The 19,353-nt window shown below is 54.5% G+C and carries 19 protein-coding genes, 1 tRNA gene and 2 pseudogenes; 9 read left to right on the forward strand and 13 right to left on the reverse strand.

The window, feature by feature from the left end; genetic code table 11:
• Positions 1-305 precede the first annotated feature (305 nt).
• Positions 306-1,361, forward strand: coding sequence for a LacI family transcriptional regulator (locus tag N8E89_RS21125; protein WP_262263087.1), 1,056 nt, complete (start codon positions 306-308; stop codon positions 1,359-1,361).
• A gap of 8 nt (positions 1,362-1,369) precedes the next feature.
• Here the strand turns inward: N8E89_RS21125 and N8E89_RS21130 are convergent, their stop codons facing one another.
• Complete coding sequence (locus N8E89_RS21130; RefSeq protein ID WP_262263088.1) at positions 1,370-2,224, reverse strand: PCC domain-containing protein; 855 nt, start codon at positions 2,222-2,224, stop codon at positions 1,370-1,372.
• Positions 2,225-2,429: 205 nt separating this feature from the next.
• On the opposite strand from N8E89_RS21130, the gene N8E89_RS21135 reads away from it, so the two are divergent.
• The gene (locus N8E89_RS21135) at positions 2,430-3,287 is read left to right on the forward strand and encodes an IclR family transcriptional regulator (RefSeq protein WP_262263089.1); all 858 of its coding nucleotides are present in this window, start codon (positions 2,430-2,432) and stop codon (positions 3,285-3,287) included.
• 57 nt (positions 3,288-3,344) lie between these two features.
• Positions 3,345-4,925, forward strand: a complete 1,581-nt coding sequence (locus N8E89_RS21140) for an acyl-CoA synthetase (protein ID WP_262263090.1) — start codon at positions 3,345-3,347, stop codon at positions 4,923-4,925.
• A 924-nt stretch (positions 4,926-5,849) separates the two neighbouring features.
• Here the strand turns inward: N8E89_RS21140 and N8E89_RS21145 are convergent.
• A tRNA-Met gene (locus tag N8E89_RS21145) sits at positions 5,850-5,926 on the reverse strand.
• 277 nt (positions 5,927-6,203) lie between these two features.
• Here N8E89_RS21145 and N8E89_RS21150 point away from each other — a divergent pair.
• From N8E89_RS21150 to N8E89_RS21165, 4 genes are all read left to right on the forward strand, one after another.
• A complete protein-coding gene (locus N8E89_RS21150) occupies positions 6,204-6,587 on the forward strand; it encodes a hypothetical protein (RefSeq protein WP_262263091.1) in 384 nt (127 codons plus the stop codon).
• A gap of 342 nt (positions 6,588-6,929) precedes the next feature.
• Positions 6,930-7,112, forward strand: a complete 183-nt coding sequence (locus N8E89_RS21155) for a DUF3606 domain-containing protein (RefSeq protein ID WP_262263092.1) — start codon at positions 6,930-6,932, stop codon at positions 7,110-7,112.
• An 8-nt stretch (positions 7,113-7,120) separates the two neighbouring features.
• The gene (locus N8E89_RS21160; protein WP_262263093.1) at positions 7,121-7,348 is read left to right on the forward strand and encodes a hypothetical protein; all 228 of its coding nucleotides are present in this window, start codon (positions 7,121-7,123) and stop codon (positions 7,346-7,348) included.
• Between the two features lie 120 nt (positions 7,349-7,468).
• On the forward strand, positions 7,469-8,035 hold the full coding sequence (locus N8E89_RS21165; RefSeq protein ID WP_262263094.1) for a PRC-barrel domain-containing protein: 567 nt from the start codon (positions 7,469-7,471) through the stop codon (positions 8,033-8,035).
• Between the two features lie 251 nt (positions 8,036-8,286).
• On the opposite strand, the gene N8E89_RS29430 is transcribed toward N8E89_RS21165, so the two are convergent.
• The 3 genes and pseudogenes from N8E89_RS29430 to N8E89_RS29060 all read right to left on the reverse strand — a co-directional run.
• The gene (locus tag N8E89_RS29430; protein ID WP_410010454.1) at positions 8,287-8,874 is read right to left on the reverse strand and encodes a sensor histidine kinase; all 588 of its coding nucleotides are present in this window, start codon (positions 8,872-8,874) and stop codon (positions 8,287-8,289) included.
• Positions 8,875-9,260: pseudogene (locus tag N8E89_RS29435) on the reverse strand (PAS domain-containing protein); the annotation flags it as partial.
• Positions 9,261-9,296: 36 nt separating this feature from the next.
• A pseudogene (locus N8E89_RS29060) lies at positions 9,297-9,782 on the reverse strand (GAF domain-containing protein); the annotation flags it as partial.
• 252 nt (positions 9,783-10,034) lie between these two features.
• Between N8E89_RS29060 and N8E89_RS21180 the strand changes: the two are divergent.
• Positions 10,035-11,063 (forward strand): sensor histidine kinase, encoded by a 1,029-nt coding sequence (locus N8E89_RS21180; protein ID WP_262263095.1) that lies wholly within the window; start codon positions 10,035-10,037, stop codon positions 11,061-11,063.
• A gap of 128 nt (positions 11,064-11,191) precedes the next feature.
• On the opposite strand, the gene N8E89_RS21185 is transcribed toward N8E89_RS21180, so the two are convergent.
• From N8E89_RS21185 to N8E89_RS21220, 8 genes are all read right to left on the reverse strand, one after another.
• Complete coding sequence (locus N8E89_RS21185) at positions 11,192-11,590, reverse strand: DUF1236 domain-containing protein (RefSeq protein ID WP_262263096.1); 399 nt, start codon at positions 11,588-11,590, stop codon at positions 11,192-11,194.
• A gap of 613 nt (positions 11,591-12,203) precedes the next feature.
• Positions 12,204-12,473: a hypothetical protein gene (locus N8E89_RS21190; protein WP_262263097.1), complete on the reverse strand. Its 270-nt coding sequence runs from the start codon at positions 12,471-12,473 to the stop codon at positions 12,204-12,206.
• Positions 12,474-12,579: 106 nt separating this feature from the next.
• The gene (locus N8E89_RS21195) at positions 12,580-13,167 is read right to left on the reverse strand and encodes a sulfocyanin-like copper-binding protein (RefSeq protein ID WP_262263098.1); all 588 of its coding nucleotides are present in this window, start codon (positions 13,165-13,167) and stop codon (positions 12,580-12,582) included.
• 757 nt (positions 13,168-13,924) lie between these two features.
• On the reverse strand, positions 13,925-14,407 hold the full coding sequence (locus N8E89_RS21200) for a BA14K family protein (RefSeq protein WP_262263099.1): 483 nt from the start codon (positions 14,405-14,407) through the stop codon (positions 13,925-13,927).
• A 1,281-nt stretch (positions 14,408-15,688) separates the two neighbouring features.
• Positions 15,689-16,054: a hypothetical protein gene (locus tag N8E89_RS21205; RefSeq protein WP_262263100.1), complete on the reverse strand. Its 366-nt coding sequence runs from the start codon at positions 16,052-16,054 to the stop codon at positions 15,689-15,691.
• 269 nt (positions 16,055-16,323) lie between these two features.
• Positions 16,324-16,653, reverse strand: coding sequence for a transcription termination/antitermination protein NusG (locus N8E89_RS21210; RefSeq protein WP_262263101.1), 330 nt, complete (start codon positions 16,651-16,653; stop codon positions 16,324-16,326).
• 25 nt (positions 16,654-16,678) lie between these two features.
• The gene (locus N8E89_RS21215; protein WP_262263102.1) at positions 16,679-16,930 is read right to left on the reverse strand and encodes a hypothetical protein; all 252 of its coding nucleotides are present in this window, start codon (positions 16,928-16,930) and stop codon (positions 16,679-16,681) included.
• 158 nt (positions 16,931-17,088) lie between these two features.
• Positions 17,089-17,820 (reverse strand): class I SAM-dependent methyltransferase, encoded by a 732-nt coding sequence (locus N8E89_RS21220; RefSeq protein ID WP_262263103.1) that lies wholly within the window; start codon positions 17,818-17,820, stop codon positions 17,089-17,091.
• A gap of 417 nt (positions 17,821-18,237) precedes the next feature.
• Here N8E89_RS21220 and N8E89_RS21225 point away from each other — a divergent pair, with 417 nt between their 5' ends.
• A complete protein-coding gene (locus tag N8E89_RS21225) occupies positions 18,238-19,245 on the forward strand; it encodes an AI-2E family transporter (protein WP_410010444.1) in 1,008 nt (335 codons plus the stop codon).
• The last annotated feature ends 108 nt before the right edge of the window (positions 19,246-19,353 follow it).

Consider the following 19,353-nt stretch of genomic DNA (forward strand, 5'->3'; position numbering starts at 1 on the left):
ATCTGAAACGTTACAGGTAGGCTAGTGCAAACGTCACGCGGATGCAATTGCCCAAGGTGAAATTTTCACGCATTACAGGATCCGATGCGTTCGTAACCAGTGCTAGTCTTTGTTTTTCCGTAGGTTAGCCCGCAATCCATGTTGATTTTTATTGATGGAAGGATCAGTTTCAAGGCCCTGCCCGTTCACCCATGGGTTGCATGTGGGCGCCGTTTTGCAGGGAAAAGTTCTGTACATTTCGTTCAAATTTTGAAACGATACAAAGTGGCATTTTGCCTCGAGTAACTTTGGACGACCAGTTGATTATGAAGAACAAGACCGGCAATCCGATACTGCAGGACGCCGCCATTACGCCTGCCGAGGCCGAGCGGCCGACATTGAAGACGATTGCCTTTATGGCCGGTCTTGGTGTCACCACCGTTTCCCGCGCGCTAAAAGATGCGCCGGAGATCGGGCAGGCGACCAAGAATCGCGTTCAGCTCATCGCCAAACAGATTGGCTACCGGCCCAATCGCGCGGGCGTGCGCCTGCGCACCGGCAAGACCAATGTCATCAGCCTGGTGCTGAATGCACAATCCTCGATCATGGGCCTGACGTCCAACATGGTTTATGGCATTTCCGAAGTGCTGTCGCAGACACCCTACCATCTGACGGTCACACCCTATTCGCTGGAAAACGATCCGATGCAGCCGATCCGCTACATCGTCGAAACCGGCTCGGCGGACGGAATCATCATGTCACGCACCGAACCCGATGATCCGCGCGTTCGTTATCTCACCGAACATGGAATTCCATTTGCAACGCACGGCCGCACCGAAATGGGCATCGAGCATCCGTACCATGACTTCGATAACGAGGCCTTTGCCTATCTCTCCGTAAAGAGCCTGCTGGCAAAGGGACGCCGCAAGATCGCCATGCTTGCCGGACCTTCGCCTGCCGTCACCTATTACCGCCACCTTGATCGCGGTTTTTCGCGCGCCATTGAGGAGGGGAGCGCTGCGGCCGTCGCTTTTTCCGGCGTCGATGTCGATACGTCGCTTGGCCGCATTCGCGACCGGATGGAGGAGATCATGTCTGGATCGAACCGTCCGGATGGCATTGTGTGTTGCAGCGGCGGCGCGGCTATCGCTCTTGTCGCCGGAATCGAGGCGGCTGGATTGAAGATCGGCGAGGATGTCGATCTTGTCTCGAAGCAATCGACCGACGTGCTGCAGTGGTTTCGTCCGCAAATCATCGTGTTCAACGAAGATGTCCGCCATGCCGGGCGTGAGCTGGCGCGCGCTGTGCTGCGGCGCATTGCCGGTGTCGATGCGCGGGAATTGCAAAGCTTAAGCTACCCAGACGAGCATGAACTGCGCTGAGGGAGGCCTCAGGCTTCTTCCAGACAAAGCTCGAATGTGATGCAGACAGGGTTTTCACCGCGCAGGAGGGAGCCGTGGGTGATGTTGCCCTTGGTATCGACCATGGCAATTTCCAGGTGCGTCCCGGCCGAGTGAGCATCTACGAGTCCTTGGGTTACAAAAACCTCGGTGGCGATATCGTCCACGGTCGAACCATCGGCATAGCGTGCGCCGATGAGACTGCCGACACCGCCGCGCAACGTCGCTCCGGCAAAGCCATGCTTGCGGCAGATCGCTTCAGCGGTCTCGATGATATCCTCATTCGGGCCGACCCGGGCGATCACAGTGCGCGTTCCCGTGGTTGCGGCAAGAGGTTCCGCCGGCAGCGGATGGAACAGTATAAACGCCGTTTCTTCATCTGGTTCCGATACCATCCGCACTTCCTCGACGCCCCAGGCGGTGGCGCGAATGGGCCGGCTGATAATCGTCTCATGCGCAAGAATATGGCCGCCGCAGCGCTTGCCGTCCTGCTGGACCCATAGTGCATGACAATGGATAAAAGGGGTCCGGTCGCGCTCGCCGAAAGTAGCATTGCCATTCAGAAGCCCCGTTTCGCCAGCTGGCGAAAATGTCTCGCTGTACCAGGCAGCATGATAACCGTCGCTCGACAACGCAGGCATGAGGTAGTGGAATGGGGCGAACGCGCCACCTTCAAGGATGAGGGCAGCTGCCTTGAGATTCGTTTTGCTCAACTGACGAGCAATGGCCGCGTTAAGGCTCAGGCCAGGTCCCAGGATAAATTCGAACTTGCGTCCAACACCCTCAAGGCTCTCAAAGCGCTCAGCAGCGATCGTTCCAGGTTGTTGCAAGCGCCGTTCAGGCACGGGCAACCGCCGCGGCGTGCTGATCGCTTCGGTTCACAGACACGGCTGTGTTGGTGTCGGCAATGTGGTCCATATTATAGAATGCGATCCTCGATCCGGTGCAAAGAATCCTAAACGAACGGTGCCTGCTTGCAATCAATTTCGCCGCATAGTTCTATAAGATGGTAGAACGATCCATAATGTGGATCGACAACGAGCGCGGAACATGGAGCAAAAAGTTTCAACAACAGGTATGAGCGGGTCCCAGAGCGTCGACAGGGCGCTTGGCCTGTTGAGCCTTGTCAGTTATTTCGGCGATCAGGGTGGTGCACTCAGCGATATCGTGGAACAGAGTGGTCTCAATAAGCCGACGACGCGGCGTTTGCTGCTCGCGCTCATTCGGTCCGGATTGCTGGAACAGGATCCTTTGACCCGGCGCTATTATCTCGGGCAGGAGGCCTATGTGCTCGGCACGCTTGCGACACGCCGATATGGCCTTTTGCAGATATCGCGCGACAGTCTCAGTGTGCTTTCGGCCAAGACACAGGACACCAGTTTTCTGTCGATTCAACGGGACAATTATGCAGTGTGCCTTCACCGGGAGGAGGGCACTTACCCAATTCGCACCCACGCGCTCCAGGCGGGCTATCGTCATCCATTGGGGGTTGGCGCGGGGTCACTTGCCATTTTGGCGGCCATGGACGACGATGAAATCGAAGCCATCCTTGCCATGAATGAATCAGAACTCCTGGCCGAATTTCCGCACCTTTCACCACCGCAGATAAGAGCCGATATCGCGGCCGCGCGCGCGCAAGGTTTTGCTCTCAACCCGGGGCGTATCCTTGCCAATTCCTGGGGCATTGGCCTTGCCATTCGTTTTCCCGATGCGCGGCCCGCCGGGGCTCTGAGTATTGCTGCCATTGATAGCCGGATGCAGCCGGCACGCCAGGTCGAACTAGTCGCTTTGATGAAAATTGAGGCAAAGAAAATCGAGGCGCGGCTGGCGCATCTCCAGCCACTGCATGATCGGCCAAAACGACCGGTCAATCGTGGTGGTAGACCCGAACAGAACCCGTTGGCATAGGTGAAGATATGACGAGCAAGAAAGGATTGGTCATCGAGCCCATGTCGAAAAAGGGTCATGAATCTCTCCGGTTTTCTCGATCAATCGGCGGGCCGCTTTCCCAACGAGATCGCCCTGGTGTGGGGCGAAAAATCATGGTCCTGGTTACACCTGCAGCGCCGGGTCAATGCCATGGCTGCAGCGTTGCAAAAGCAATTCGGCGTCGTCATGGGTGACCGGATTGTCGTGCAGTCGCAAAATTGCAACCAGATGTTTGAATCGATGTTCGTCTGTTTCAAGCTGGGTGCTGTCTGGGTCCCGGCCAACTTCCGTCAAACCCCCGGCGAAGTTGCCTACCTTGTAAAGACGAGCGGTGCGAAAGGCATGATCTGCGGTCATTTGTTTCCTGACCATGCGGCAGCGTCCCGAGAAGCTTGTCCGGAACTGGAATTCATTATTGCAATCGGCAAAGCTGAATTTGGTGAAGACTACGACGATATCATCGATCGCTTCGTTGGCGAAACAGTCCCGGTGGCCGCTGTTGAACATGACGATCCCTGCTGGTTCTTTTTCACCTCCGGCACAACAGGACGGCCCAAGGCGGCTGTCCTCACGCATGGCCAGATGGGTTTCGTGGTCACCAACCACCTGTGCGATCTGATGCCGGATACAACGCACAACGATGCCTCGCTTGTCGTCGCTCCGTTGTCGCATGGTGCGGGCATTCACCAACTGACGCAGGTAGCAAGGGGCGCGAAAACCATCCTGCTGCCGACGGAAAAGCTCGATGTCGGGGAGGCCTGGCGTCTCATTGAAGAATGGCGGGTGAGCAACATGTTCACTGTCCCGACAATTTTGAAAATGCTGACAGAGCATCCGGCCGTTCATTTGCGCGATCACTCATCGCTGCGCTATGTCGTCTATGCTGGCGCGCCCATGTACAGAGCCGATCAGATTCACGCCCTGAAAACGCTGGGATCCGTCATTGTGCAATATTTCGGCCTGGGCGAGGTAACCGGCAATATCACCGTGCTGCCGCCCGCAGAACATCACGTCGAGGATAAGGACGATGCACATCCGGGCACCTGTGGGTACGTGCGCACCGGCATGCAAATCTCGATCCAGGATGATGCTGGCAATGAAGTACCGGCAGGCACGACGGGCGAGATTTGCGTCATCGGCCCGGCGGTCTTTGCCGGGTACTACAACAATCCCGAGGCGAACGCCAAAGCCTTCCGTTATGGCTGGTTCCGCACGGGCGATCTTGGTCATATGGATGAGGCGGGGTTTGTCTTCATCACCGGACGGGCATCAGACATGTATATTTCCGGGGGCTCCAACGTCTATCCGCGCGAAATCGAGGAAAAATTGCTAACGCATCCGGATATCAATGAGGTTGCAGTGCTTGGAATCCCCGACCCGGTATGGGGAGAAGTCGGGCTTGCGGTCTGCGTGGCCCATGCGGATAGATCCCCGGATGGAAAGGAGATCATCGCCTGGCTCGATGGCAAGCTGGCGCGTTACAAACTGCCCAAGCGTGTTGTCTTTTGGCCCGAAATGCCGAAATCCGCCTATGGCAAGATTGCCAAAAAACTAATTCGCGAAGAGTTGATCAAGCGCAATGAGCTGGACGAAAATAGCCATTCAGGCGCTTATTGATTTGCTGCGAACAGCGGCCAGACAGCGATGAAGATAATCAGTCCTTGACGATCAATTGGTAAAAATAGGATCGGCAAGCATGTTCATACCGTTGTCGAACCGAGTTACAGCCCGGGTAAAAGCTTTTCCGTACAAAGGGATGCCCATCGTGGGAGTGGAACCCGTATTTGGACGCGACAAGAATGCCCTTGATATGGAGGCGAAATCCACGGGGACGATATCGTTCTGGGAGGCCGATCTAAGGAAGCGTCAGGAACTGGTATTAAGATCAAGTTACGGTTCCTGCACGACTAGCCACTCGCTGCGGCTTCTACCTGCAGACAACAGCAGGTCGATGGCAGCGATAAACGCGCGTCAGTTCAGTTGATCTCTTCGCCTCCGGGCGCGGAATGGGCATCCGGCACTACGTCGTTTGGCTGAATTGCAGAATGCGGTCGTTTGGTACCTTGCCGCGGGAAAAACTGGGAAAAAACTTTGAGAGAAGAAATTTGGTTGTGTACGGCCGTCATCCTGACGACCGCGCTAATAGCGTGGTTGTGGCTCTTTCAACCCAACAACTAATAGATCCCGACAGCCAACATCATGTGCTCAACCGGTTGCGGCAGGGATTCTGAACCTTCGATCTCCCCTCTCCCGCCCGGTGTATTCGAGAATAGATTTCGATGACAGGAAGCCGTGAAGCTCTTCCCATGCCAGTGGTGGAAACACCAGATGATCGCAGATGTGGAGGAAAGCGTTCAGACGCTCGCGAAGAATTTAGGTGCGCTTGAGCAAAGGGAGGTAGACTATACGGTCTGCGATGAGCCAATAAAAACAAGAAAAGGCAATGACTAAAAACGGAGCTTGGATTCTTGAAATAATTGTTTTTGTGATGGTCCTTTTTGTACTTTTCTTGGCGAGCATTTACTTTTTGCCCTCATAATATGGTTGCGGTGGCCGGATTCTGAACCGACGATCTTCTGGTTATGAGCCAGACGAGATGACCACTTCTCCACTCCGCATGAAACTGAATTTGGGGAATAGTTTTCCATGACGGAAGCCGTGAAGCTCTTCCCACGCGCCCGGCGAGTGTTCCCTGTCTCCAGGTCCGCCAGTTAGCTGCAAATCACACCTTAGCCCGCATAATTGATTCGCTTCTTTAAACAGAGGATTAATTTCAGATTCTAGGGATAATTACCTAGTTTCGAAGCGATCGGGGACAGAACCAATTTTGAAAGCCACTAAGATTTTACTAGGCAAATAAACTCTGGCTTAGACAGCGTTGGCTATCCTGCGGCAATGGAGCAAGAAGACTATCAAGCCAACTGGCGAGGTGCGCGTCGATATCAATTCGACGAAGAAACACGCTTAAAGAAACTGGCTATGCAGTCGCGGGATCAGGTCGTCAAATTCCGGCGCGTAAAATGTGCCGACCCGGAACAGAAATTGAAGGTCCTTGTTGAAGACCTTCACCAAGTACCAGAACAGCGTACTCGGCCCGAGCGGCGTGTAGAATGGCCCGAGCTAGAGGAAAAAGTGAAAGTGCTTGTCGAGGATGATTTTCACCGAGACAATAGGCCAAAGGCGTGGCTGGAGCGCATACCGTCCCGATCATTTTGGCTGCTAACGTGTATTGCTGGAGCCATCACTTTTTGCATTGCCGCGCTACTGGCGCACAAGTAGCGCAGCACCCGCCAGAGATTGGTTGCGCCAGGTCGGATCCGAACCGACGATCTGCTGGTTATGAGCCAGACGAGATAGATGACCACTTCCCGGCTTGCTCCAAGCTCCGTTCCGCCACTTCTGACTTTGATAGCAGGAGCTGACAGATGCAGTGCCGTCGTCTCAACTTGCAAATAGGCAGCGGCATCTCTGTTTTGGTTGCAGCAGCCGGATTTGAACCTAAGGCGCTGTTGGTTATAAGCCAAGCGAGCTATTGGGCTGCTGCACTTGCACTCCGACATGGAACGAAAATGATTGCACACTGTTTTCCAGGTTAGCTGGCAAAACCGAGGTGTGCTCAAAATGGCAGATGACAAATCAAAACAGGATAACCGTGATCGCTCAAAAGTCTCGCCCAGTGAGGAATATGAGATCGAATATCTCATGACGAAATACGACCTAAGCAAGAATCGGGCGCGAGAGTTAATCGCCAAGCATGGAGGCAGTCGAAAGAAGATTGAAACTGTGCTTGCGAGCTCAGGATGAGATAACCGATGTTAAAGCTGATTGGTGCGATTCTTGTGATGGCGGGGGTACTCTACTCGGTCTGGGTGGCGCTTTCTCATCGCAAACTAAGTCAACCGCCTAGATCGTCTGACAATGAAAACTCAGTATCGTTGGAACCAGATAGGCAGGGCTTGCGATTTCTCGGCCTGAAGCAAAATTTGCCCTCCATAATCCTTTTGGTTATTGGCGCAGCGCTGCTGCTTTATGGAGACTAACGGCCTGCAAAGCGACCGCGCAGTGGAGTCAATGAACCTCCAGCTCCTTCTCTGTTCACTTGTAAGGTGGAATTTTCGGGCAATTGCTGAAAATTTTCACTAACAGAAGGAGGAAACACAATGATCAGGAACCTTATCACGCTCACCGCCTGTGTGGTTCTGATGTCCGGCCCCGCGCTGAGCCAAACGACGGCGCCCGCACCGACGGAAACTCCTGCACCGCTCACGGTAACCAACAAAGAATTGTTCAAGCCTGCGCCAGGCGCGGCGCCGGCCACACCCGAGGCCAGCGCCATGACAAAAGCCTCGGAGGGCCAGATTCTGGCTGCCGGTTTTCTCGGCAAATCCGTGTACAACGGAGACAGTGATACTGCCGAATCCATAGGCAGGCTCAATGATCTCGTCATCGGGCCCGACGGGATGGTTCAGGCCGCGGTGATCGGGGTCGGGGGCTTCCTTGGCGTCGGTCAAAAGGATGTCGCTGTTGCGGCCAGCCAGCTTAAGCTTTCCGTCCGCAGCGATGGCAATAGCTGGCTCGTCTTAAACACCACCAAGGATCAGCTGAGCGCCGCGCCTGCCTTTGACAGATCGGCGAATTTCACCGACGGTGTGGCCGATCCAATGAAAGCAAGCAAAGCGGAGGCAGAAAAGACAGCCCCGGCAGCGCCGGAAACCCCGGCGAAATAATGCCGCGGACAGAGGAGCCGCTTTCGCAGCGGCTTCTTTGCAAGCCTCAGTTTGAGATTCATGCGAAACGCAAGTTAAAATCGGCGATCCGATTACGCCGCAGGGGCCCAGATTCCTCGCAACCGGATGAGCCATTGCCGAGGCGCAAGAACAACCTGGTGCGCTCCTCCTCTCAGGCGAAAAGTTCGGATTGTTCCCACAAAGCCCATGTCGAAGAACTGGCTGATTGGCGAAATCTCGGGGAATGGACATCAGGTTTGACTGAGGCTATTCCTCGGTATCGACAATCGGACAGTGAGACCTGAAGATTTCCATTCTTTCGAGAGATCAGCTGCGAGTTGACTGGTTGTGACATTGATCAGTTTGCTGCCAAAGCCCTCGTTGTTTTGCTGCTTTTGTGCTGATGGACCCCCGCTTTCCTGCCAGACCAGCACGATGCGACCATTTTCAAGGACGGAGTGGATGTCAATGCGTCCGGTTGCCGTGGAAAGGCCGCCGTGTTTGGCGGCATTCGTTGCAAACTCGTAAAGCAAGAGGGAAATAGGGATGATCGCGTTTCCGCTGACCGGAACGTCAGGCCCTTTAACAGCAAAACGGGATTCGGTCCCTTGCATGTCCGCGACATAGGGCGCGAGGATCGTCTGAATAATCGCCTGCAGCGTCGTCGCGGGCTGGCTCCCTTCGCCGTTGGTCGAAACGGTCAGCGCATGCGCTCGCGCGAGCGCATCGAGACGATTTCTGACCGTGGCAGCAAGTTCCGTCGCCGAAGCGGCGGCCTGAGCGCTCAGGCCCACTATGCTGCTTGCCACGGCGAACAGATTCATGATCCGGTGGTTCATTTCCCTCAGCAGGACCTGCTGCTTTTCCTGTGCCCGGCGCCGATCGGTGATATCGCGGGCAATCTTTGATACGCCGATAATCGTGCCGTCCGCATCCATAATGGGAGAGACGGTGAGCGAGATGTCGAGCAAGCTTCCGTCCTTGCGTTGCCGCACAGTTTCATAATGTTTGATGTGCTCGCCACGGCGGATCCGGCCGATGATAACTGGTTCCTCATCGTGCCGGTCGATAGGAATGAGGATCCCCCGGGTTCTCCGACGATTTCGTGCTCTGCGTAACCAAACAGCCGCTCTGCTCCTGGATTCCAGGTCGTGATTATGCCATCCAGATCCTTGGCAAAGATCGCGTCGTCGGATGATTCAACGATGGCGATAAGTCGCCGGGCTTCATCATCCGCCAAATGCCGGCCGATACTGAAACCCAATTGCCGCGCAACCATCAGGGAAAGCTGAAGCTCATGCTCCGTGAATTCGTGCGGTTTATCATAATAGGTCATGAACTTGCCGATGACTCTGTCGTCAACGGTCACCGGGACGAATGCAAGAGCTCGGATGCCTTCCTTACGGATGGTTTCCTTTAGCGCTTCCGGTTCATTCGCCGACTCAATGTCGTCAATGCAAATTGGCTGCGCGTTTCGATCATCTGGTCGCCAAGGGGAGTGTCCATCGACGGCTTGTCGGTAGCTAGCCGACAATCCTCGCCAAGCGACAAACCGCATCACGCCGGTGGGGTCGAAGCGCAGAATTGACGCGCGGTGGCAGCCCAAGCCATCGCTGATCGCATCGAGCGCCGCGTCATAAATGTTGTTTAGCGAATGTGCGCGGTATAGGCTATCGGTAAAACGAAATAGCACACCCTGCTCGTGTGCGCGTTGGGCGAATGCTTTTTCGATACCGATCTGCTCCATCTCCAATCCGCATGTGTGCAGGTTTAAAATTCAATACTAGCGCTCAAGACTGGTTTTGCACAGGCTCCAGGTTTAATATCTCTGACGGAGTGCGAGCGAAGATCGCCGGACTTCTGGACGCTAATCAGAGCTCGTCGGAGGCGCTTTGCAACGTTCTATGCGAGGGAGCGTTTAAACGATAATATATAGGAGACATCCGAGGATCGACATTTGATCACCTCTAGTCGACACGGTGCACCGGCAATCAAGGCGTTGCGTGATCTGCGCCTCGACGTTTCAACGCTGCTCTCCGAATTGCCTGCTGCTATCTACACTACCGATGCCGACGGAAGAATCACCTTTTACAATGAAGTGGCTGTCGATCTTTGGGGGCGCCGTCCGGCGATCGGTGAAGATCATTGGTGCGGCTCATGGAAGCTTTTTTGGCCCGACGGCACTCCGATGCAGCATGATGAATGTCCCATGGCGGTGGCGCTGCGTGAAAACCGCAAAGTCAGCTGCGGCGAGGCAATCGCCGAAAGACCAGATGGGACGCGGGTACCATTTCTGGCATTTCCGACCCCGCTCACTGATCAGGCGGGAATCGTAATAGGCGCGCTCAATATGCTCGTCGATATCACCGCACAAAAGGAACAGGAAAACCGCATCCGGACGTTGACGCGAGAAGTCAACCATCGCGTGATGAACCACTACCAAGTGATTTTGGCCATGATCCGCGAAACCAACGAGCGGGTGAAGAGCCCGGCTGAGTTTGAGGAGCGGATCAGAGACCGAATTCAGGCGCTCGCCAGTTCGCAGCAGCTGCTGGTTTCTTCCAACTGGCGCGGAGCTACCCTCTCGGACTTGTTGATGGCGCAGATCAAACCGTTCGGAGCAGAAAATTCGATTGTCGTCTCGGGCCCAAATATTCTCTTGCAACCGAATGCAGTTCAGTATCTGGGCATTGCATTCCACGAGCTTGCAACCAATTCCGCCAAATATGGCGTATTTTCAGCCGACCATGGTAATGTTGAAGTGCGATGGGACGTCGAGCGGGACGATGAAGGAAACGAACGTTTTGTGCTTACCTGGAGGGAAACCGGCCCCGAACTTGTCGCCCCCAATGAACCTGGTTTTGGGCAAACCGTACTGGAGAAAGCAACACCGCTTTCTTTGGGTGGCGAGGCGAAGGTCGACTATGGCCCCCAGAGCGTATCCTGGAACTTGCGCGCGCCGCTGAAGCACGTTCTAGCTGCTGCGAACTCCGAACAAGCGGGTCCGATGACCTCATCTGGCATATAGCATTCACCGTTGTTAAAGGCATTCGGTGCCGAATCGTTTGACACCAGCAGGAAGCCCGCTGCCTCAGCTTCTCGTTATCTCCCAGTATTCACAGCGGCCGCCGATCGGATGGGATAGCCACTCGCCATTTATTTCTCGATCACGAGAACGATCTCCAACGTGTCAGGGTCTACTATGACAATGCGGCTGTCGGCGAGCACGAAATACTCGTAATCCGCATACGCCGGAACGATCTGCACAATTCCTGGCGGGAGTGGCAATCGTTTCACGGTACTCGGCACGACCACGCCGACATTAACTTCGAAATTAATATCAAGGATCGGCTCGGTCTTTGTTTCCGTGATTGCCTGCCGAATTTCAGTCTGCTGTTCCGCAGTGACGTCTACGTCGGTGCTTTTCTCAGATTGTGCTGGTTGACTTTCAGTTTGCTGTTCGGGATTTTTCTTCATGATTTCCGTTTGCGCGAGGGCTCCCGTTGCAACGCCGAGAGTAAGGACCAAGGCGCCTTTGAGGATAATGCTCTTCATCGAACATCTCCCCGTTGAAAGTCCCTTCAGGCACCTAAACTCATCGGTCCGGTCATTGTTCCGATTTTTGCGGATGGGACGCCGATGAGCTGCTTCGCCTCGAATCCAATTGGGGTCCCAGGGGTAGAAAGAGCGCCTTTGCGCCGATTGCGAAAGCAATGAACTATCTCATCCTCTGCGCAAGTATACTGCCCAGCCTTGCTTTAACCCAATTGAATTGATTTCTGTGCCACATCTCTGGGATCAAATGCGTTGAACCAGGCAGCTACTGTCTTATGCCGCAGGGGTCAGCAGCAAAATGGGTTATCTCTTCGAAAACGAAGCGGGCCTTAGGTGAAGGCAACGTCGTCGGCTGAGAGGTCCGCCAGCGAGAGATTCTCGATGAGGATACCGCTGGTGTCGCCATCAAAGCTGACATAGACACCTTCCGCCGTATCGTGGGACGCCGCGAGAAAGCGTTGAAATCGTGGATACCAGTGCTGCTCGAGGCAAACCGGCGCGGTTATTCCATTTGCCCATGAACTATCACCGCCGATGTATCATCAACGACATGACAACTTCGGCGAAATAGATCGCTTCGACAATCGCGACACGAGCGGGCCTTCGCCCGCTGTTACTCTCGTTTTGACGCGTAAGCTTCGAGCATCCGATCGGCGTCAGATAGTTGCCGATAGAGTTCGTCCAGCATATCGTTAACGACATTCATCTTTTCACCCGCCACGGCAAAAATCTCCTGTGAGGCACCGCGGACCTTGGAGTCCGAGACCGTCTCCAAGATCAAATCGAGCCCATCGTAGCGATAACGGGCGTGAGCAAGCGCATCTTTGATGTCGATGACGTGCCTGCGAAATGGATCAAGCACTTCGCCTAAATCAATCTTCATTCTGGGATCTCCACTATTCGAACGATTTTCCGCATAGATTGTAAGCCGCCATGGATTGCATCGGTCTCCAAGACGACGCCATGGCGCGCAGGCTTCTCGCGCAGACCTATGGACGTCCTGGCGGCTGCTCCTGCGGAAACTTGTCGTCATGAACGATTGCCACGGCCTGCTCGAGGTTGTCTCTCACCTCGAAACCGATCCAGTGTCCGTCCATCAGATGCGTTTGCCTCGCGCAGGCGAGGAAATAGTTCCCGGCCTGCTGCGCAACAAAGTTGAGTTGTCTCATCTCATTGGTTTTGATTCCTGCTGGCGGATCGGTGTACACTCCCCAGATCGCATCTTTGGCTGTTAACTTCACTGGCATCTCTGACTGAGCATAGACCCTGGTCACCATCAGGCTGTGCCGGAAAGACGAGGAGCCATTGATGAACTCGATCTGTACCGACCATTTTGCTGGCACCATGATCGTGAGATTGCCGCCCCAGTAGCCGTTGAAGTCGATTATGTCGGTCCGGATGTTGTCCCTGCGGTACCGCTCGACTTGGTTCCAATCGGCAACAATCTCTATAGCCACTGTCTTGGCTGCGGGATCGTTCTTGATCCAACCCGGGACGAAAGGCTCTCCAGCCAGTGCAATTTGGGGCAACAATCCCAAGGCGAAGGCAAGAAGGGCAAGGTGGGCAAAGCGCGCCATCGCAATCAGAGGCTCCTCCCGCGGCATGGCGTAAGCGACCGCAACCGCGGTCGACTAGACCTAGCCTTTACCGAAGAGAATACCCTCAAAATAAGATCCACACCAGCAAACCCACCTCTGGTGGAACGTATCAAAGCTGTAGTCGCCGGAGGTCGCCAAAGCGAACACTCCAGCTGCTGCAAAGTCTGCTTCGGGTCGATACCAGCATTCCAGCTGCTGACGCGGAATGGCCAGTTATCCCCTTGTGGCGTGAAGCGGAAATTGAGCCGGTCTTGTGCCGCAGGTGTGAGCTGTTTCGGCTCGAACTCAACCGGCGTCATGCGTCCGAAAAAATCAATAAGCGCGATCACGGTGCCTATAATTGCGGCATCAGCGGGCCTCTCTCTAGAGGACCCAAAGTCTCCTGTTGGCCGATACTGTTGAAAAACTCTAAAACCGGAGCTTGCCGAAAAGTCAGCCATTTCGCAATCTTAGCGAATGTTGCCGCTCGATACCGTCCCAGTTCCGCTACGCGCCTCACACGCTGCTTGATGGCAAAATTGGTAGGTCCCCAAGTAAATTCTCAGTGTGGGCCTCTACGGCCCTCCAGAAAATCAAACATTCTAGAAAACCGACTTTTTCAACGGTATTGGCCGAAAGGCGTCATGGCTCGTTCGCGCCCGCGGCGATCGACGCAGCCGTTTGAGGAGAAGCCGAAGAATCCGGTAGCCTGCGCGTCCGGGAAAAGTGCCAGGTGGCTCGCCAACTCCGCCCGCAATCAATAGTAGGGGGAGACGCACGCCCGTCGCGGACCGTAGTAGGGCTGGAACGTGTTGTCGTAAGCCCTGTAGGACCGGTAGCGGGCATAGCACCAGCGCGTGTGTGTGTTGCCGCCATAATAGACCTGGCGGTAATTGCGTGGCGCGTAGTAGCGCGGACGGTAATAGGTCGGCCCGTAGTAGCCCTGATCGTAGTAGCTGGGGCCATAATACCTCGGCTGCGCCAGCAATCCGCCGATAATTGCGCCGGCCGCGAGCCCGCCGAGTGCCAATGCCCAATCGTCGTTACCATTGTGGTGTCCATGCCCGCGGTAGCCTCGATAGTATCCACGGTTGTAACCGCCGCGGTAACGCCTGTACTGGACCGGCTGCGCCTCTTGGACTTCGATCTTCGGCACGGCAACGGTTGGAAACGCCATGGCCGGCGGGGCGCTCGTCAGCGCCGTCACCAGCGACAGGGCAAAGATTGCTAACCTTTTCATTGGCTTCACCTTTCCTCTACAGTGCTCCGCGTCGAAGACGGCGCGCAAGGACGCTGCAGCCCTTTAAATGCTCTGCGCAATTTTACTCCAAAATCTATTTTGACTCGAGAAATTATGCGTTAGCAGGAAAGCTTTCTTTCAAAAATGGTCCATTCGCGGTGTCGCATCGCCGCGCGCGGAAAACGCATTCTGTTGATCGCGAACGCTCGTATCGTTGGCCCATCCGGTGCGGTCCTTCCCGATTCATCTAGAGGAGTGTCCGCATTGGGTCCCGTTGCGATCATTCTCATCCTCAATCGACCCGGCGCAGATTTTCCGCATAGACACCCAAACTGGTGCCATGGCCAATGAGAACGATGCGCCTACCGGAATTGGGGCTCTGCCTAAATTCGTTCGTGACGCCGCAAACTCTGTCGAAGTAAAACGGTAGCCCTTGGAGCTCAACCGGCGAGCGGCATCGTTTCGTGCCATAACCATCATCGGCCCGAACCACGATATACGGAAGCTAGGCTTGATGGCCTGCGATCGCACGACAAATCATTCTCCAGAAGAAACACAACTTTCAAACTCGGAAATGTCTAATAAATCTGCCGATCTGCCTTCCTGCAAGGCAATGGAGGGCAATTGTTGCAACGGGCAACGATCCGAGGGACAGAACCGAGAATATCACGAACCAATGGGCAGCGCCTCCGCTGTCGCCTGCCTGATCGTTAGAGAACACAACATACAAAGGAAACGCAACGAAAAGGCCGAAAATTCCAACTAGGTCCGCTACTGCAGACCTGGTAGATAGCTCGGCTTCTCGAATGGACTATGCGATTGCGGCTATAAGCAAGGGGACATAATGCACCGTCATAAGAATGGAAGAAAGGCCAACGGCATCAAGAAATTCGTCCATTAAATCCAATCTTTCTTGGCCCACATACGCTAAGGACGTGAAATCGTCGGCTCGGAACATAAGTTCTCGCGCGGGCCGGTAGGAGCAGTCGGGTTCTTCAGCTTGCAAGCGGCTGCCAACAACGCTGGAAAGTTTTCGATCGAACCAAGGGCGCTGAGGACGAACGCTGCAATGGCTTTTCCTTCACGTTCAGCCTGGCGGGAATATGTCTCCACGGGGCCATCCCAAACCGTCCACACGGCAGCCAGGTTCTGCTTGATTGATATGGCTGCAGTGCAGAACGTTGTGCCTGAGGAACTTTTAGTATCACAGACGACCGATGCTCCGCCGATCTCTAGTTGCATTTGGTGAAGTTGGTCCGAGACACGCTCGCCGCCGACGGTCTAATGATTCTGGAACACGTCCAATTTCCTGTCGTCGACGAGATAGAAACGATTATTCGGCAAGGCTTTCTGGAGCGGGGCCCTTGGATCATCACAAACCGACTTCGACCATTGGCGGCTCAAGAGGGCACAAATTCCTTCCCTCGACGAGTCGACTCCTGTCGATCCGAATGTACTCATCGTAATTTCCAGTTGGTCAACTGACGGTGCAGTTTCCCGACTGCTTGCCGCTTCGCGAAATGCTTCCAAGCGTTCTTTCGCCGCTTGATGATCTTCCTGCTTATGGAATGAAAAGGATGGCTTTTCAGATATCAGACCTGTCAAGGCTACAAATGGCACGATCAGCGGCACATCTCCGACGACCACATGAGCATCGGAAGCGAGGAATTCGATTGAGTGGTGCTTTGGCGATGGAGCACGCCGCAAGGACGGCACCGAGCGTGAGGCAAAGGGACAGCATCGTCGAGAACGCGCAGCGAGACATCATAGTGTGAAACTACAGCGTTCCTATTGCGAGAGCGTTATTACAAAGCTGCTAATTCTAGCGGCTTTGAGTGTGGCGTCGCCTGATTGCCATGCCGTTTGGCGAAAGGTGCTCCGCGATTGGGGCGCAAAGCGGAAACTAAGTTGATGTCTTATGCCCGCTGGGCTGAGTGTCTCGGCTCGAATTCAACCGGCGTCAAGCGTCCGAAAAGTTCGATAAGCGCTACAACCCTTCCCGATTTGGTTACCTCTTGAACTACGCCTCCAAACTTTGCAAACGGGTTCATGCTGTCCGATACTAAAATGCCCTCGCCTTTCGGGAACTGCATTTCCGTCGTTGCCTTCCGGGACTTGGCCTCTACCTTGAGGTGAATGCGCGCGGCGCGGGTATCATCGAATTGCATGTCGATTTCGGTGAGGTAGATTGCTTCGACGTGATCAGTTGAAATGCGGACAGGACGGCATTTTAGCCAAGGATGCATTCAACACCAAGCACGAAGCTGCAGGTCAGGATCCGACGTGGGCGATTGCGGGAAACTTCCGAACGGCTGGGTCAATGACTTCGTCGCCTCGATCTTCTCCGAATTGTTCATTTTCCTGTAGCTCCTGGATGAGTGAACGTGCTGCATCTGTTGATTTCCGAACATGGACAAATCCATTTGGTTTTCGCGCGCCGATATGGAGTGCGCCAAGAACGGTGCCGACCACCGTGCCAACACCATCGGCAAGACTGGTGCCGCCCAGCACGACTGCAGCCATGGCGACGACTTACGGACGCGGACCCAAAATTCCAAAACACTGTTGGTCTATTTCACCACTTAAATTGCGCTTTTCTGTCCCGTCACAACGTTCATGACAATCCTGCTCGTAACAGTGCTGTGTGTAGCGGCAGCCTTTATCCGAGCTTCAAACTCCAATCAGATCTGCTCGAGTGTTTTCGCAGGACGTTGAGCCAGTTTGTGCCATGCTGGATGGGCAATGGATTTGTCCCAAACGGCCAATGCGTCATCCAGATTCATAACATGCTCCTGCATGAGTTCCTGATTGACTTCGAGCATTGCGAAGCCGGATGCTTCGAGAAGTTGGCGGCATTTGTCGGTCGTGTTGGCCAGCGTCGCATAGGGCAGCTCGATGCCGTGACCGGCGGCGGTTTCCGCGATGACGGTGTTTATGCCGAAAGGCTCGCCAGGGGCGTCGAAACTGACGATGCCACCAGGTCTCAGCCAACGGTTCCAGGTTTTCAAAGCTTTCCGCGGCTTCGACATGAGTATGAAGGCAGACGAGCAAAGAATTCTGTCAAAGGCCGCGTCTTCAAGTTCAATCGACTCGGCATCACCCTGTATGAACTGGATATTCGTCAGGCTCTCCATGCCAGCCTTGAAATGCGCCTGTGTCAGCATTTCCGAGGAAAGGTCGATCGCGACGACGGACCCTTCGTTGCCGATCAACTTGGCTGCGTGCAGTGCAAGCCGCCCCGTTCCGGTTCCGACATCCAGTACCGAGAGCCCCGGCTCAAGCCTCGCATGTTTGATGATAACAAATGCGAGTTTGGGATGAATTGCATCCTGGTCGTAAGTCTCGCTGCGGCGATCAAAATAATCGGCCGTCAGACCCTTCAGATTGGGGTTGTACTCGGTGTCCTCATGCATGGGGCACACCCCGTATTTCGTCTGACACGAGCACAACAATCACATTCCCCATTGTTTCGCCGCAGCGCATGGGAACAATCGATTTCAGCCGAGCGTATGACGCATCTGACAAGAGTCGGGTTGCCTTTCTCCGCCCCATCATAGCGGACTTTAGTAAACGGACTGTACACTTAACTCCGGGGAAGGGTCTGCGTTCCAAGGTTTGCGTAGAGAGCCGATCAATCGGGAAGTGAAGTTCGTCTGGCTCAGTTGTGCACCTTGCGCGTCTGCAATATCGTTTTGGACGCATGTCGCATCTCGCACCGGTTCGGCGGGTCGTCTCCAGCTCGAATTTCCGACTGGTTGCCGCTTGCATCCCATCCAGTTTCAAGGCTAGGAACAGCGAACTAGAAATAAAGCCTTTTTCGGGTGCTAAACTTGTCAATCGCCACCAGGCTCATTGTTGCGTCCTATGTAATATCGTTCATCGCGCTGGTCGCTGTTCTTGAACTCGGCTTGCTTTCGGCACTGCTCGCTGGCCTCCTCGTCTATAATGTCGTGCATCTAGCCGCCCCGGTTCTCGGCAGACTTGGTGTCGACGGCAATCTCGCCAAGACGGTTGCGCTGGCATTGCTGGCGCTGGTTTTCATCCTTTTGATCGTTACCGCAGTGGTGAGTGGATTGGCCCTGCTGACCGACGGATCAGAAGGTATCGCGTCACTTTTCAAAAAGATGGCGGAGATCATCGATACGGCTCAGGTTCATTTGCCCGGCTGGGCGCGTGATTATTTTCCCTCCAATCTAGAAGAACTGGAGTCGTTCGCAGCGAAGTGGCTCCGTGAACATGCCGGCCAACTCCAGTTGGTTGGTAGAGACATCGGTGTTTTGCTGGTTCGTATTATCGTTGGCATGGTGATCGGCGGAATGATCGCACTGAGTTCCGTTTCGCCTTCTCGTAAACCTGGGCCTCTGGCGGTTGCGCTTACAGAGCGTATAGACCGCTTCAGCGATGCATTTCGCAACATCGTTTTCTCGCAGCTTCGCATTTCGGCGCTGAACACGCTCTTCACCGCGATCTATCTTGTCGTCATTCTGCCATTCTTCGGCGTTGAACTTCCGCTTGTCAAAACCCTGATAGCCGTGACATTCGTTGCTGGTCTTCTTCCCGTTATCGGCAACTTGATTTCCAATACGATCATCGTTGTGGTTGCCCTCAATGTTTCCCTGACCGCCGCCTTGAGTTCACTGGCCTTTCTCGTTGTCATTCATAAGCTTGAGTATTTCATGAATGCAAAGATTATCGGCTCACGAATCAAGTCGGGAGCATGGGAGCTGTTGTTGGCTATGGTCGTGTTGGAGGCGTGGTATGGTCTCTCGGGCCTCGTCGCTGCACCGATCTACTATGCCTATCTGAAGGATGAGTTGAAGCTACAAAAGCTGATCTAGTGACACTAATGGCAATGGCTGACGAGGCAGGGGTTGCGTCAAACGTATGCCTATCTGAAGGATGAGTTGAAGCTACAAAAGCTGATCTAGTGACACTAATGGCAATGG

Origin of the sequence: Phyllobacterium sp. A18/5-2, assembly GCF_025452215.1 — a bacterium.
In the GTDB taxonomy this organism is placed as follows: domain Bacteria; phylum Pseudomonadota; class Alphaproteobacteria; order Rhizobiales; family Rhizobiaceae; genus Phyllobacterium; species Phyllobacterium sophorae.